A 14,791-nucleotide genomic window follows, 5' to 3' on the forward strand; every position below is an offset into this window, starting at 1 on the left:
ATCGGCACTGGCCTTCGGGATCACCGGTGTCGCGGCTCAACTGCACCTGGATCCGGGACACCGGCGCGGGAAGACAGGCCGCCCAGCGATGTGCGTCATTTCGGCGCTCCCCGAGCGCCGAGTCATGTATGCCGAGCCGGAAGGCCACGCGCTTGTTCCATTCCTGCAGCGCATCCCTGGGTACGTCGTCCACGGTTGCTGCGACGTATTCGACTAGACGCAGCAAGGCTGGCACCTGCGGCGTTCCGTCGGGAACTGCGGCGCTGTCCGAAATGGCCTCTAATTCCTCCACGGCGAGTTCGAGATCATCGGCATGCAGCTTGCCCCGCTGCAAGACCTCGGGTAGAGGAGTGAACCGCAGTGCCTCGCGGGCGGCACGCGGTACCAGCGTGGGGTCGGTCTCAACGATCCCACGCAACTCGGCCATGAGCCGCTTGTGTTCGCCGACCGACAACAACAAGCTGTTTCCACAGACGCGGCCACGTATGAGAGGGCGTTAAGTCCCGTTCCTGATGATGTAGTGTCGCTCGTTCGTGGGTGATGGGACGGTTCCACGCTCGCGTCGTGTCGTGTCGTGTGCATGATGGAGTCCCGGGCATGGAACGGATGCCGTACGCAACCGACTTGTCCGATGAGCAGTGGGCGTTGATCGAGCCGCTGGTCACCGCGTGGAAGCAGGAGCGGGTGGCGCGGTCGGCGACCGGGGATCCGGGCTCCTGCGACCTGCGCGAGGTCGTGAACGCGCTGCTCTACCAGAACCGGACGGGCTGTCAGTGGCGGCTCCTGCCACACGACCTCCCGGCCTGGTCTGCGGTGTTCTACTACTTCACCCTGTGGCGCCAGGACGGCCTTGACCAGCGGATCCAGGAGATCCTGCGCTGCCAGGTGCGGGAGCGGTCCAGACGATTAGAGGACCCGTCCCTGGTGATCATCGACACCCAGTCCGTCCGCGTGGCGGCCGGCGTGCCGAAGAAGACGACGGGACTGGACGCGAACAAGAAGACACCCGGCAGGAAGCGCGGGCTCGCCGTGGACGTGCTGGGCCTGATCATCGGCGTGGTGGTCCTGCCCGCCTCCGCGCACGACAACGAGGCCGGCATCGCCCTGCTGGACCAGGCGGTGGAGCGGTGCGGGCTGCGCCTGGAGAAGGCCCTGGTCGACCAGGGCTTCAAAGACGCCGTGATCATCCATGGCGCGGTGAACGACGTCACCGTCGAGGTGGTCCGGCGCAACCCCGCCGACGAGGGCAAGGGCTTCGTCCCGCAACCGAAGCGGTGGGTGGTCGAGCAGGCCAACGGCACCCTCATGCTGCACCGGCATCTGGCCCGCGACTACGACCACAGGCCCGACAACGCGGCCTCCCGCGTCTACTGGGCCTCCACCGCCGGCATGCTTCGGCGCCTGACCGTCCCGAGCCCCGCCTGGCGGGACGACATGGAGCTGGCCGCGTGAACGTCTCCGAACTCCTGCGGCTGCTGCAGGCCGAGCACGACGAGACCGCCGCCCGCGCCGACCAACTGCGCGAACAGATCGAACAGTTCACCACCGCCCTCACCGAGACCGAGGCCCGCCTGGCCGAACTGGCCGCCACCCGCAAAGTCATCGACGGCCTCGCCCCACCCGACCACGAACCCGCCCCCGCGGAGAACGCCACCGTCTACCAGCGCATCGTGACCGCGTTCAACGAGCACCCCCACAAGGTGTTCCGCGTCCGCGATCTGCACGAACACCTTGGCCTGCCTATCGACGAGCCCTCGATCAACGTCACCCGCTCCCGCCTGGGCCGACTCGTCCGCCAGGGGCTCCTTGAGCAACCCGGACGCGGCCAATATCAGAAACGGACTTAACGCCCTCTGAGAAGACTGGTCAGCTCCGTTCGCGCTACGTCGCTTCCCAAGCCCGAGGCCAGCGACTCACTGAGAGTTGCCAGTGCCCGGCGGTGCCTCGACAGCAGATGTGCGACTTCCAGAACGGACGGTGCATAGTCGTCAGGCACGCCGTATCCAAGCCGCTGCCCCAGTTCCCGTACGCTGTCCGCACGCGCGACAGGGTCGCCGAGCAGATTCCTAAGGAAGGGCACGAGGTCTTCTTCGGCCGCCGTGAGTGCCGACAAGGTGGTCGGCCTGTCGCAGGGGATGTCCCCCTCGGATTCGGCGTTCGCCGCTGATGACGGTGGTGCGCTGATGTCGACCAGTTGAGGACGGGCACCGTCGTATCCCTGCAAGAGATCGACGAAATAGGGGTCGCTGGTGAAGGAGCGGGCCGGACAGGCGCGTAGGCGGCGGTTCTCGAACGCGTCATCATCGTGGATGACCACGCCGATGAGATGGCCCTCGCAAAAGACCGCGCTGCCGGAAGCTCCGGACCACGCTTGCTGACCATCCGGACGCATCCCCGGGGCCAGGCGTTGGTCCAGGACATACAGGTCTTGGGGGCCAGCTCCGCCGGCCAGGGGAGGCAACTCTCCCCTCAGGTGTTCGACGTTGCGATGCCCGTTTTTGACAGTTGCTAGCGGGTACCCGAGAGCGTCGTAGCGCAGCGGAGCCTTGCCGACCGGGCGGCCCCATGTCACCGTCCCAGACACCTTGACCGGATGTCTCAGCAGCAACAAAGCGACATCGCGGTTTTCGGGGTACCACAGCACCGTTGCTTTGCAGCGCGATTCGATGGACTCTCGGGGGTGTCCTACACGTATGTCGATCCGCGGCCATGGCTTACCGTCACTCTTGTCCACTACAACATGTCTGGCAGTGAGCACCAGACGGGGTGTGATCAGGTAACCGGTGCCGACGCGGTGGTACGTACCAACGTCGCCGCCGCGGATGAGCGCTAGTCTTCGCTCGTCCAACTCAATCCTCGTCGTCCCAGGATCCCGACTCGCCCTGACCGATCTCGGGGCTGGTTCCACCTGCGGCGCGGTCCTTGACCTGCAGCTTCAGCGTCAGCCTGTGCGTACGAGCAGTTGAGTGCTCGCCACCCCCACCTACAGTTGCCACGCCGAACTTCAGCTTGCCATCACCATGAACCCCATTGCGTAGCTCGAGCAGCAGCTCTAGCTGGGCTTCCTCAATCTGGAAGGCGAACTGCTGCTGGGCACCCTGAGCCTGAGCTTGGTAGAGCTCTTCCCGAAGCTCCTCGATGGCCGCGGCCAACCCAATGGTCCCCAACTCCACTCCCCGTTGCCGCTGCCGCTCGGCTCACCCGAACGACGCAGAGCAGCAGTGTGTCAACCCTCCCCGGAATCGGCAAAACGTATGCAGCTCGGGTGTGTTAGCCGCCAATGGTCGCTCAGCGGATGATGCACAGAGGGGCAGGAGAACCCGATCCAACTCGGAAATGAGGGCGCTGCGCGGAGCGCCGCTGCGAGAAGCCGGGCACGGACGTCTGGAGCAGAGATGCCGGGTCCAAGCACCGGCCGGACAAGGACTTCCGACCGCTGCACGAACAGCCCTCAACATCGAGTTGCCGTGACCCGAAGGGCCCGGCCCTCGGCCCAACTTCGCCGACCGTGAGGGACATCGCTCGTCCTCGCAACATCAGGGCAAGTGTCCTTCGACCTGCTTTCCGATCATGCCGCTTTCACGGCATGCCGATGCTGCCGCCCTCGCCAGCGCCGGGGCCTACCGGTGGCGCTGTGCTCAGGTGGTACCGCCGGGATACGAGTCGTACCGGCCGATGGTCGCCGCCTGCCAGGAGGTCCGGGCCAGGCCCGGATGGGAACGGATACTCGAACATTTCGCCATTCGCCATGGGGCGAGTTCGGCCAACCTCACATGCGTTGTTGATCTTCGCGATGCGATCAGCGGCCTGTACGGCCCGGTGCAGGACTACCTCGACGGAGTCTTGGGCGGCTGACGCGTTCCTGAAGTGTGGCTGCTGCTGGTGCGTCGGTTACATGCGCTTCGCTGTGCGGTCGCGCAGCAGCAGCCACTGGCTCGCGTCGGCGTCGCCTGAGCGTGCAGCCGGTCCATGCAGCAGCACGGCGTAAGCCGTCCTCTCCGTCTTGCTCGGGGCGGCATGCTGGCCTGGCGCCTCCGGGGCTCTGGCAGCGATCACGGAGAGCCGTCACGGTCGGTGAAGGGACTGTTCGATTCCTGCTTGGGAGCCTCCTTCACCCACCTGCGCGCCGCCGCACCCGTGCCAGCCTCCTCCGGCCGCACCGACCGCCACCGACTCAACCGCGGCGGCGACCGGCAGGCCAACCGCGCACTGCACACCATCGTGCTGGTCCGGATGCGTCACGACCCACGCACCCGCGACTACGTCGCACGACGCACCCTCGAAGGGCTCAAGACGAAGGACATCCTCAGATGCCTCAAGCGCTTCGTCGCGCGCGAGGTCTACCGCCACCTCACCAGCGCCTTCAGGAGCGGACCACCGGCATCCCCAGCCGCTTGACGATCTATAGGAGCTTCAGAACCAAGCTGAGTGGCCGTCGGTTTACCACTCCAGCGGATGTGACCTCCGGCGTTGAACCGCCCCTGTGCCCACACCATATGCAGCACAATGGTCTTCAGCCCGGAGGGGGGCAAAGGCATATCCGGGGCTTTCATGCAGGCACACGGTGAGCGAGGCGGGGTAAGGCGTGCGGACAATACCGGTCGTTGGCGTGCACGGAATCGGGCAGTCGAAGACCTCCCAGCATCAGCTGACCGCCGACTGGGGCCGGGCGCTGCAGCGCGGCATCGACTCGCTGCCCGACGTAGCAGCCTGTGGGACGTCCCTCGAAGTGCCGCACTGGACGGCGCTCCTGGCGAGGGGAGCGGACCGTCTTGGCCCCGAGGACGACCTCTTCGGCGAGTCCGTGCCGATGGAGCCAACGGAAGAGGAGTTCGTCGCCGAGGCCTTCGCCGACCTTGTACGGCCCGAGGACGTAGCCTTCGCCGAGATCCAACCCATGGCAACCCTGGGACTGCCCAAGCTGTGGTCACCGCGGTTGACCCGGCTGGCGATGGCCTATGACCGCCGTTATCCGGGTGGTGGCGTGCAGTTCTTCGTCCGGCGCATGCGGGAGGTGCGCTATTACCTCACCAAGCCGGCCTTAGCTGCCGAGGTGCGGGCATTCGTCCGGGACGGGTTCACGCTGGATACCGCCGTGGTCATCGGCCATTCGCTCGGCAGCGTCATCGCCTACGATCTGCTCCGCCGCAAGGAGGTCAGTGCTGCCGACACGCCCGGCTCTGCCCTGCACACGCTGGTGACCTGCGGATCGCCGTTGGGCATTCCCGCCGTGCGGCGGCTTATGGGAATCACCGACGGCACGCCCCTCCAACTCGACTCGAACATCAGATGGGTTAATGTCTTCGACCCCAACGACTTCATCACCGGAGGCACAAGCCTTTCCGCCGGCGCGCGGAAGCTCACCGAAGCCCAGGTGAACAACGGCATCGGCGACCCGCACAGCGCCCTGAGGTATCTCCGCAGTGTGCCGGTGGCCCGTGCCGTGACGGGCGGCCGACCGTGACACGCGCGCCAGCCCCGGATACCTTCGCCCGCCGCCTTGTCGTCATCGCGATCTCGGATTACGACGACGGATCTGCAGCCAAGCAGCAGGCGTTCAGTAAGGAAATCACCGCGCAGGTGACGACGGTGAAGGACTGGTGGGCACACCCCTCTCTCGACAGCGCGCGCCGTTTCGAGCCTTCCGAAGCCAAGCAGCTCCACGATCTGCGCGATCTGCGCACCTTCCTCATAGAGGAAGACCTGGGGAACGCGGACGACGACGAAGCCCTCGTCGTCTACATCACCGGGCACGGTTTGGCCCCGACTAACTCCCCCCAACATTTCCTTCAGTTGCGGGACACGTACGTGGACAGGCCGTATGCCACCGCGTTCCCGACCGCCGAGATCATCACCACCGTGCTGGACTCCCACGCCACGCACGTCCTGGTGATGGTGGACTCATGCTTCTCGGGTCGGCTCGAGACGGAGCTCAAGACCATGCTGAACGGCCTACGGCAGGAGCGCCGTGCCCTCGGCTCGCTGGTCGTCCTCGTCGCCGGGAACGACCAGAGCACGCCCCGCACGAACGCCTTCGCCAACATCCTGCGGGCCGTGCGCGCACACTGCGAGGACAAGACCAACGGCTTCGCCGAGCCGCACCTCAGCTGGCAGGACTGGAAGGGCATCGTCAACGAGGTGTTCGACGAGAGCACCATGGCCGACCTCACGTACGCCTGGCCCACACCGTCGGCGAGCATGGAGAGGGCACAGGAACGGCTGAGCCCCTGCCTCCCCAACCTCGGCCACACGGGGAGCGAACCGGTGCTGAGGGCTTCCTCCCGCCAAGTGGGGTGGACACGGGCCCAGCTCGACACATTCTGGGTCTCGCGTGCGACCGGCGCCTCCGAACGGGAGAGTCCCGGCTGGTACTTCACCGGTCGCACCAAGCTGGTCAAGCGCATCCTCTCCTTCTTGACCGGCGCCGAAGGCGTACTGATCGTCACCGGGGTCGCCGGCTCCGGAAAATCTGCCCTCCTGGCCCGTACGGTGACCCTCAGCGACACCCGCTTTCGAGCCGACGAGACGTACCGCGCGCTGGTCGCCGAGATACCGGAGGAACTTCAGGTCCCGGAAGGCTCCGTGGACGCTGCCGTTCTCGCCCGCAACACCGACTCGGACGAGCTCGCCCGGGTGCTCTGCGAGGCGCTCGGCGACGCCCCGGGCCGGGCAGTCCCGTTCCAGGCCGGTGGCTACGAGAGCGGACATCTCGCTCGGCTGCGTAGCCTGGTGCAGAGCACGGCTCGGCAGCAGGGCGAGCCGCTGACCCTCGTGGTAGACGGCATTGATGAAGCCAGGAACCCGACGCGCATCATCACCGACCTTTTGCGGCCGCTGGCGGATCTGCGGATGCCAGACGAACGGCCTGCCGTCCGGCTGCTGCTCGGCATCCGCAGCAGCTCGTTCGGTACGTCGGCCAAAGGCGGCGCTCCGACTGTCCGCCCGCAGGCCCCGGACCTCCTCGACCTGCTGATCCGGGCCACTGCCGCCGGTCCCCCACTTCGTACGGACGATCCTGACGCCACGCCGGACATTGCCGCGTACGCCTTCGCGTTGCTGGAGGCACCATTCGGGGACCAGGAAGGCGGAGTGGTTCCGTCGGCGTCGCTGCTGGACCGCTACGGAGAACTGGCCGAGACGATGGCCCGGGAGGTGGCCCCTTCCTTCCTGGACGCCCGCATCGCCGCCCAGCGGCTCCGGGCACGGCGCACTCTGCCCGATCCGGAGGACTCTGATTGGCTCCAGACCCTGCGGCAGGGCACCGAAGCCCTCCTGCGGGAAGACCTCCTTGAGGTCGCCGACACACACTCCACGGCCACTGAGCAACTCATGTCCGCACTGCGCGCCACCGCATTCGCGCGCGGAGCTGGCCTGCCATGGGCTGATATCTGGCCAACCGCCGTAGAGTGCCTGTCACCGTCTCCCGTCCCCGACCCAGACGACGTCATCCGCAAGGTCTGGGACAGCCGCCTCTCCGGCTACCTCATCACCGCCATCGAGGACGGCAGGACGGTATACCGGCCGGTGCACGAGCGGATCAGCGAAACACTCCGGTACGCCCCGCACACCCTCGTCGGCGCCCCGGGAACAGGCGGGCGGGAGAGACTCTCGGACGAGGAGATCACGGCTACTCACCGGTCACTGGTCGAGGCGTTCGAGCGGCTGATTCCCCGCGCGGGTCACCATCAGGCACCGCACCCTTATCTGCGGCGTCACCTAGTGGCCCACTCCGCAGCCGCCAAGGCCCTCGACGGCAGTCACGTTCCGACGCACTTCCTCCCCTGGGAGACCAGCGGCACGGTACGGGGTGCTCTCGGGCTCCCTGCGAACCCGACGTCCCGGACGCTGCACTTGGCCTCCTGGGCACGTATCGAACCGTTCCTCGCCGATGCCCCGCACTCGGCACGCGCCGACAGCCTGGCCCTGGCGGCCCTCGGAATGGCCAGCGACTACGACGGCATCGTATTCAGCGCGCAGGACGTGACGGTGGACGAAGCGGGGCCGACCACCCGCAGCGAGCACGATGAGGCACCTGCACAGCCGCGTCTCGCCCCGCAGTGGAACGAATTGCGGCTGGCCGGAAATCTGCTGGGTCGCTCCCACGCGCCAGTCTCCTCCCTCGTGTCCTTCACTCTGCCCGACGGCACCCTCCTCGTGGCGGCAGGAGACACCAGTGGCGAGGTCCGCCTGTGGGACCCGCTCTCCGGCACCGACTTCGGGCTGCCCGTACGCCGCGCTCCATACGCACGTGCCCTGGCTGTGCTGGCTGGCCACCAGGGAGAACCCCTCCTTGCGGTCGGCTGCAACAACGGCGCGTGGCTCTACGATCCGCAGAGCGGCCGGATCGACCACCTCCCCGTTTCGGTCCCTGTGCACGCCCTGGCCGTCTTCGCCGCAGCGGGCGGCAGTGCCCGGCTGGCGCTGGGCACCACCGAGGGCCTAGTGATCTGCGATCCTCTCGCCCGGCAGGTGCTGTCCAGAACACCCCGGGCAACCATGTGGGGCGATTCGGTCAAGGCCCTTGCGGCGCTGCGGCTGCCCACCGGCCAGCCCCTGCTCGCCGTCGGCGGAGAGGGCAGCACGGTCGAGATTCTCGATGCCGAGTCGCTCCGGCCGGTCATTCAGGTCGCGGGCCAAGGACGAGGGGTCTCGGCGCTCGCCCTGTACCTCGACCCTGACGGCAGGCCGCGGATAGCCGCGGCTTCACGGTCCACGGGGTCCGTGCGCAACTACGACGCGTGGACAGGCGAGGAGACCGCACCTGTCATCCGCGAGTCTGCCGTGGCCATCTGCTTGTACCCCGTCGGCCCCGATCCCCGCAGAGGAACGCTGCTTGCTCTAGGCCCCAGCCGGGGCGGGCCTGTACGCCTCTGGGATCCAGAAACCGGGGCGGCAGTGCGCGAGTTCGCAGCCGACCACGACAAGAGGGTCAAGGGCCTGGCCATCCTCGGCACAGGAGGGAGCGCACCGCTGCTGGTGTCCGGATCCGACGATCACACCGTGCGGATCTGGGACCCTTCCGCCCCCGCGTCACACCGAGACACACGCTGGGAAGAGCCGAGCGACGGCTCACTCCTCGCCCCGCTGCCCGTGCCGGGAGGAGCGACCCGCCTTCTGAGACCGATCTCCACGCGCTTCCTCAACGTCACCGCAGCCGCCACCGGAGAAGTACTGCAGCAGTTCAGTCTGCCCGAAGAAGTGGCGGCCCCCGAGGGACTGACCGCTATCACCAGCCACCTGTGGCCCAATGGATCGGTATCAGTGATCGCGGGCACGTTCCGCGGCGACATCTTCCGTTGGGACCAGGAATACGGCTGGTTTCGCATGCATGATCCGATCCAAGCCACAGAGCGGATCATGCCGGTACATAGGCTGACCCGGACACGTGCCCTGACCACGTTCCAGGCAGATGACCCGGACCAGGTGTTCCTGGCCAGCGGTACCAGTTCAGGCACCTTGACCTTCCACGACTTGGACACCCGCGAGCCGTGGTCTGTCATCCATGAAAGAGGAGCCGTCCGCGCCCTGGCGGCCCTGCCACACCCAGAAGGCATGATGGTGGCCTTCTCGGCCGCTGCCGCCGTACGGTTCTGCCGTCCCGAGCAGCCATCCGCACCACTCCTCCCTCGGCGTATCGGCGTCGTCGGCTGCCTGACCACATGGGCGGCGGAGGACGGGTCTGTCCTCCTCGCCACCGGAGGCTCCGACGGCACCGTCCGCCTCTGGTCCCCGGAGGCACCGAGGCGGGAGGCGTATCCCGTGCTGCACGGCCATCAGGGCGCGGTCACCGCCATTACTAGCTTCCAAGCTTCACCCACGGCACCATGCCTCCTTGCCACGGCGGGTCAACAGGACACCACCGTGCGGGTGTGGGATCCCCGCACGGGCGATGAGCTGGCGCGTGTCGTCACTGGCGCTGCTCTCACGTCGCTCTGCGCCCTGCCCACCGAGGGCGATCCGCAGCTCTCGGACCCGCTGCTCGCCTTCGGCGGACCGGCGGGCGCGGGTGCGATTTCGGTCAAGCTGTGAGCCAAGCAGGGGCAACTCGTAATACGTAGGGCGCGGGTACGGTCCCTACAAGCAGGTCTGTGGCGGCTTGCTGCCCTGGCCGGCGTGGGTGCGCTCCGAGACCGCCCTGAGGCAGGTGGGGGCGTGGGCGCGGAGGCTGCACGATGTGACCGACTCCTTCGTCTCGCCACTCGATGCGCGCTGGCTCGCCGGACAGACGTGGCGGCCCGGACTGATCATCGGGCACCACGACGCCGCACCGTGGAACGTGGTCTGGCGCGACGGGGGCCTCGCGGGTTTCTTCGACTGGGACACCGCCGGGCCCTCAACGCGGGAGTTCGACCTGGCCTTCATGGCGTTGACCTGGGTTCCCCTGCACGCACGCGGGTTCGCCGAGCGGACCGGCTTCACCGCCTTCGAGGACCGTTCCCGGCGCCTGCACCTACTGCTCGACGCCTACGGATACGAGGGCGACCGCCCGCAGTTCCAAGCTGTCGTGGTGCAGCGGGCCAGAACCAACGCGGACGTCATCCGCCGCATGGCCGCCGGCGGCGACCCGGTCTACACGGCCCTGGAGCCGGTTGCCGCGGCCTCGATCAGGCGGCCCGCGAAGTCGACCTGGCTGCCCTCGCCTTCTGGCTGCCTCCGGACCGCGGCCACGCAACCCCCCTGTCTCAACGGGCCGTCGGCACCGCCCGCACTGACACTACGGACCCCGACCGCCCCAGCAGATATCGGGCGCATCGAACCTCTGGCCGGTTCCCCGGATCCCTGCCACGGCCGCGATACGGCGTTGCCCACAGCGATTCGATCCACTCGCCGGACTCTTCCAGCACATAGGAGGCGCTGGCCCCCGGCGACTCGCGGGCCGTACCGTCGCATGACGCAGGGGGCTCCGGGATGGTCGCCGCCTGCGGAATCGCGACCGCGCACGCGGCACAGGCGTCGGCGAGCTGCCAGGTCCGGCCCCGGTCCGCCCGGATCAACACCAGTTGCTCTGAGCCTCGCTGTCGCCCGGGCCTGGAGCCAGGAGCTTCGCGGGGCCGCCACGGAGAAGGAGGGCGAGCGGCTCCGCGGCATCGTGTCCACCGCTCTCCGCTACCTGCGCGAAGCAGGAGAGGGCCACAGGGCGGGCCGGATCGAGCGCGGGCTGAACGGGAGGTAGCTCGAGTCGGTCGGAGTGTCAGTGGTCGCCGTCATACTCAGAAGATCTGCACTTGCCTTTCAGGCGCATGTCTAGGAGTCCTCGACCGAGTAGGAACGAATTGACACCCGAGAGCGACGCGGTGCCCGACCGCGACCCGTACCTTCTGGCGCAGATGCGAGAGGCCTTCGGGCGCGTGGTCTACAGCCACAAGACCCATGAGAAGCAAGCGGACATCTGCTTCACCAAGCACCGGTGGCAGCAGGGCGTCCTCATTTCTCTCACCGCGATCAGCTCGGGCACCTTCCTTGCCGCGGTGGTCGGCCTGCTCGGCAACGCAGTGCTGACGAGCCTCGCGACCTCTTCTATCGCGCTCCTGGTCAGCTGGATGAGCCTTGGGACGAAGACCTTCAAGTTCGAGGAGGAGTCCGAGGCCCACCGCGGCATCGCCTCTCGGCTGTGGGACGTCCGGGAGTCCTACATCTCCCTCATCGCCGACCTGATGTCCGGCACCGTCTCCAACGCGGAGGGCCGAGAGCGGCGGGACGAGCTGCAGCAGGCCGCGCGCGACGCGTACGCCGACGCGCCCAGGACGAGCAACAGGGCGTTCGAGCGCGCCCAGGGCGGGCTGCAGAACAACGAGGAGATGACGTTCACCTCGCACGAGATCGACCTCTTCCTCCCCGAGGCGCTCCGGCTCGGCGAAGGCGAGGCATGACGATGAAGACCTCAGAGATCTTCGAAACGCTGCTTGAGAACCTGAAGGTCGGGGAGAGGGCCACGACGGTCGCCTCGCGCCGGGACGAGATCACGAAGGCGCTCAACAAGGACTTCCGCGACAAGGACAGCTGCACCGACTACAAGCTGATGGTCGGATCGTTCGGCCGACACACCGCGATCAAGGGAGTGTCCGACCTCGACATGATCTTCATCCTCCCGCCCGGGATCCGGTCGAGCTACGACGGGGACACCGGCCCGCGGACGATTCTGGAGAGGGTCCGCGACGACCTCAAGGCGCGGTACAAGAACACGGAGATCCGCGTCGACCAGTGCGTCGTCCGAGTGCGGTTCACGTCCAACGCCTTCAAGTTCGAGGTCCAGCCGGCATTCGAGAACGCCGATGGCAGCTTCGATTACCCGGACACGAAGGCTGAGGGCTGGAAGGTCACCAAGCCGCGCGAGGAGATCGCCGCGAACAAGGAGTGCAACGACCGCACCTCGACGAACATGCGCCACCTTGCCCGGATGGCACGGGCATGGAAGAACGCGAACGGCGTGAACATGGGCGGCCTGCTCATCGACACCCTCGTCTACAACTTCTTCGACCAGACCGACGACTACGACGCAGCGAGCACAGGCTCGTTCGACCTCATGGCCCGCGACTTCTTTGAATTCCTCAAAGATCAGCTAGAGCAGGAGTACTACCTGGCGCTGGGCAGCCGGCAGCGGGTCCACGTCAAGGCGAAGTTCCAGCCGAAGGCGAAGACGGCGTACATCCGATGCCTCGAGGCGATCGCGGACGAAGGCAAGACGTCCGCCAACAAGAAGTGGCGCGAGGTCTTCGGCACGTCGGTGCCGCTGGCGAAGAGCGCGAGCGAGTCGTCCCGGTCGTTCCGGGACACCGAGGAGTTCATCGAGGACGAGTTCCCGGTTGACGTGTCCGAGACTGTGTCCATCGACTGCGAGGTCACGCAGGCCGGATGGCGTCCGACCTGGCTCCGCGCGATGCGTCGCGGCGGGATCCTGCTCATGGCCGACAAGAGCTTGAGATTCGTGGTCACCAGCTGCTCGGTCGGGGAGCCCTACACACTCAAGTGGAAGGTGCTCAATCGTGGTCCGGAAGCCAAGCGGCGGGACAAGATCCGCGGCCAGATCGTCGACTCGAGCAATCCGGGAGTCCGCATCGAGCACTCGGACTTCAAGGGCGAGCACGTCGTCGAGTGCTACGTCGTCAAGGACGGGGTCGTCGTCGCTCGGGACCGGATCGACGTGCCGGTCAGCAACACGAGCGTCAAGACGGGGAACGTCTTGTAGGGAACCGATCCTCGGAGCGCGACGAGGCCCCGACGAATCTGCCGGGGTCTCGTGGCACCAGGCGCATCCGCCCGTAGGGTTGAATCATGAGCAGTTCTCTCGCTGCCATGTCCGAGTCCCTGTTCAACGCCGAGATGGCCTTCGCGGGAGCGGTACGCTGCCCGCCGCGCTGTTGAGCTGCGTTCCGAGGATCCCAGCAGGTCCGCGCAGCAGACCGTCGACCTGCTCCGCGACGAAGCAGATACCGCGGAAGCGGAGTTCCCGCGGTTTCGAGAACTCAGTTGAGGCTGGTTCTCCGTCGGACGCTTCCGGAGAATGGTGCCGTGGAACGGCGAATCGACTTCTCGCGCGAGCGCCAGATGCTCTGTGGGCGCTGCGATCATCGGTGGCGCGTCGATCTGGACTGGATCGATCGGTGGGAACAGGCGAAGGAGACCTGCCCCGGCTGCGGCATGACCTGCGAGCACGAGGACTCGCCTCGGGTGACGCTCGACTCCGGCGACCCCGCGCTCGACGACGACAGGGTCGCGCAGTTCTCCTGGTACCACACGAGTACGCAGCCGGACTGGCCGACGCGGCTCTTCGACCCGGCAGCCGTTCTGACTCCCGAGACCCGCAGGATGATGGGCGGAGAGCAGCGGGTTGCCGCGTGGGCCGCGCGCCAGCGGGCGAAGGCCCTCCACGTCGGCACGTACGAGGCCGCTGTCCACAACATGCTGCGTCGGATCCGCGACCAGGCCGACCAGCGCAGCCAGTTCTATCTGTATCGGGTCCGTCTGAAGCCATCCGTCGTGGTGCGGGAGGGGTGGGTCGTCGACCCCAGCAGCTTCGTCGGCGACGTCGTGCTCGACGAGGTCTGCCCGCCAGGCGTCGACGTCGCCCGCTACCTGAACTACCACGAGGATCCGGGAGCACTCTCGCTCGCGCTGGGGAGGGATGCGATCGCCAGCGTTCAGCAGATCGCGGTTCCGCTCCCCGACACCTGGGATGGCGGCTGGGTGCGCGATGCCGTCGCGGCTCTCGAGGGTGAGAGCGGCACCGTCGTCCCGGCGACCGGCAAGCTGGCCCGCTTCATGCGGCCGTCTTCGTCGCGAGCCGTTCTGGGCCGAGAGCTCGGCGCGTTCCTGGCTGGCAGACTGCCGGTCAACCTCCAGGACCAGTTTGCGTCGGCCGCGGCGTTCGCGGAGGGAGAGGATCCAGAGCAGTGGGCGCGACGGACCAGCGGCCTGTTCGATCTGATCGACGATCCGACTCGCGTGCTGGCTGGGCTCGACCAGCAAGATCCCCGGGAGGTCTGAGAACAGCCTGTCCGCTCCTGAGGTGCAGGAAGCCCGGAGGTCGCTGTCGGTCTTCCAGGTTGGCGCCGCTCTGAGTCGGGAGAGCGGGAGCAGGGGCTTTGGGGTTGGCTGCCGTCGCCGAGGTACCAGGTCGAGCTCTGCCGCCCTTGCCTGACCCACAGTCGCCGCAGCCACCGCTTGGTTTGAGGACCGGGTGCCGATGTCCGGCAGGACGTCGCCGTTGAGGCCGCGGGCGACGGTGGCAACAGGACAGCGGTGCCGTCGCCTCACAGCAGCCCGGCCCGGTGTACGCGGGGGAGCCCTGCTG

General features: G+C 67.2%; 10 protein-coding genes and 1 pseudogene. 9 read left to right on the forward strand and 2 right to left on the reverse strand.

Translation table 11 applies throughout. The features are described from left to right. The first annotated feature begins 597 nt into the window (after window positions 1–597). Window positions 598–1,452 (forward strand): IS5 family transposase, encoded by an 855-nt coding sequence (locus ACZ4UU_RS16010; protein WP_468040293.1) that lies wholly within the window; start codon window positions 598–600, stop codon window positions 1,450–1,452. Further along, window positions 1,449–1,847 (forward strand): hypothetical protein, encoded by a 399-nt coding sequence (locus ACZ4UU_RS16015; protein ID WP_468040295.1) that lies wholly within the window; start codon window positions 1,449–1,451, stop codon window positions 1,845–1,847. The genes ACZ4UU_RS16010 and ACZ4UU_RS16015 overlap by 4 nt, the downstream gene beginning before the upstream one ends. Here ACZ4UU_RS16015 and ACZ4UU_RS16020 read toward each other — a convergent pair. Together ACZ4UU_RS16020 and ACZ4UU_RS16025 are read right to left on the reverse strand one after the other, a co-directional pair. After that, on the reverse strand, window positions 1,844–2,848 hold the full coding sequence (locus ACZ4UU_RS16020) for a trypsin-like serine peptidase (RefSeq protein ID WP_468040297.1): 1,005 nt from the start codon (window positions 2,846–2,848) through the stop codon (window positions 1,844–1,846). The two genes, ACZ4UU_RS16015 and ACZ4UU_RS16020, sit on opposite strands and share 4 nt — an antisense overlap. A gap of 1 nt (window position 2,849) precedes the next feature. Continuing rightward, window positions 2,850–3,152: a trypco2 family protein gene (locus ACZ4UU_RS16025; protein ID WP_468040299.1), complete on the reverse strand. Its 303-nt coding sequence runs from the start codon at window positions 3,150–3,152 to the stop codon at window positions 2,850–2,852. Between the two features lie 967 nt (window positions 3,153–4,119). On the opposite strand from ACZ4UU_RS16025, the pseudogene ACZ4UU_RS16030 reads away from it, so the two are divergent. The 7 genes and pseudogenes from ACZ4UU_RS16030 to ACZ4UU_RS16060 all read left to right on the forward strand — a co-directional run. Beyond that, a pseudogene (locus ACZ4UU_RS16030) lies at window positions 4,120–4,398 on the forward strand (transposase); the annotation flags it as partial. Window positions 4,399–4,609: 211 nt separating this feature from the next. Next, window positions 4,610–5,464, forward strand: a complete 855-nt coding sequence (locus ACZ4UU_RS16035) for a hypothetical protein (RefSeq protein WP_468040301.1) — start codon at window positions 4,610–4,612, stop codon at window positions 5,462–5,464. Then, complete coding sequence (locus ACZ4UU_RS16040; protein ID WP_468040303.1) at window positions 5,461–10,029, forward strand: AAA family ATPase; 4,569 nt, start codon at window positions 5,461–5,463, stop codon at window positions 10,027–10,029. The genes ACZ4UU_RS16035 and ACZ4UU_RS16040 overlap by 4 nt, the downstream gene beginning before the upstream one ends. An 88-nt stretch (window positions 10,030–10,117) precedes the next feature. Further along, window positions 10,118–11,173 carry a phosphotransferase gene (locus ACZ4UU_RS16045; protein WP_468041109.1) on the forward strand — a complete coding sequence of 352 codons (1,056 nt, stop codon included), beginning with the start codon at window positions 10,118–10,120 and terminating at the stop codon, window positions 11,171–11,173. 100 nt (window positions 11,174–11,273) lie between these two features. Beyond that, window positions 11,274–11,870: an SLATT domain-containing protein gene (locus tag ACZ4UU_RS16050; protein ID WP_468040305.1), complete on the forward strand. Its 597-nt coding sequence runs from the start codon at window positions 11,274–11,276 to the stop codon at window positions 11,868–11,870. Continuing rightward, window positions 11,867–13,186, forward strand: a complete 1,320-nt coding sequence (locus tag ACZ4UU_RS16055) for an SMODS domain-containing nucleotidyltransferase (protein ID WP_468040307.1) — start codon at window positions 11,867–11,869, stop codon at window positions 13,184–13,186. The genes ACZ4UU_RS16050 and ACZ4UU_RS16055 overlap by 4 nt, the downstream gene beginning before the upstream one ends. Before the next feature lie 323 nt (window positions 13,187–13,509). After that, window positions 13,510–14,484: a hypothetical protein gene (locus ACZ4UU_RS16060; protein WP_468040309.1), complete on the forward strand. Its 975-nt coding sequence runs from the start codon at window positions 13,510–13,512 to the stop codon at window positions 14,482–14,484. Window positions 14,485–14,791: the final 307 nt, after the last annotated feature.

The organism is Streptomyces sp. NPDC028907, from assembly GCF_055564995.1.

Bases quoted from the DNA above. Each gene is read 5' to 3' on its own strand.
- ACZ4UU_RS16010 (WP_468040293.1), top strand. From the start codon at position 598: ATGGAACGGATGCCGTACGCAACCGACTTGTCCGATGAGCAGTGGGCG.
- ACZ4UU_RS16055 (WP_468040307.1), top strand. From the start codon at position 11,867: ATGACGATGAAGACCTCAGAGATCTTCGAAACGCTGCTTGAGAACCTG.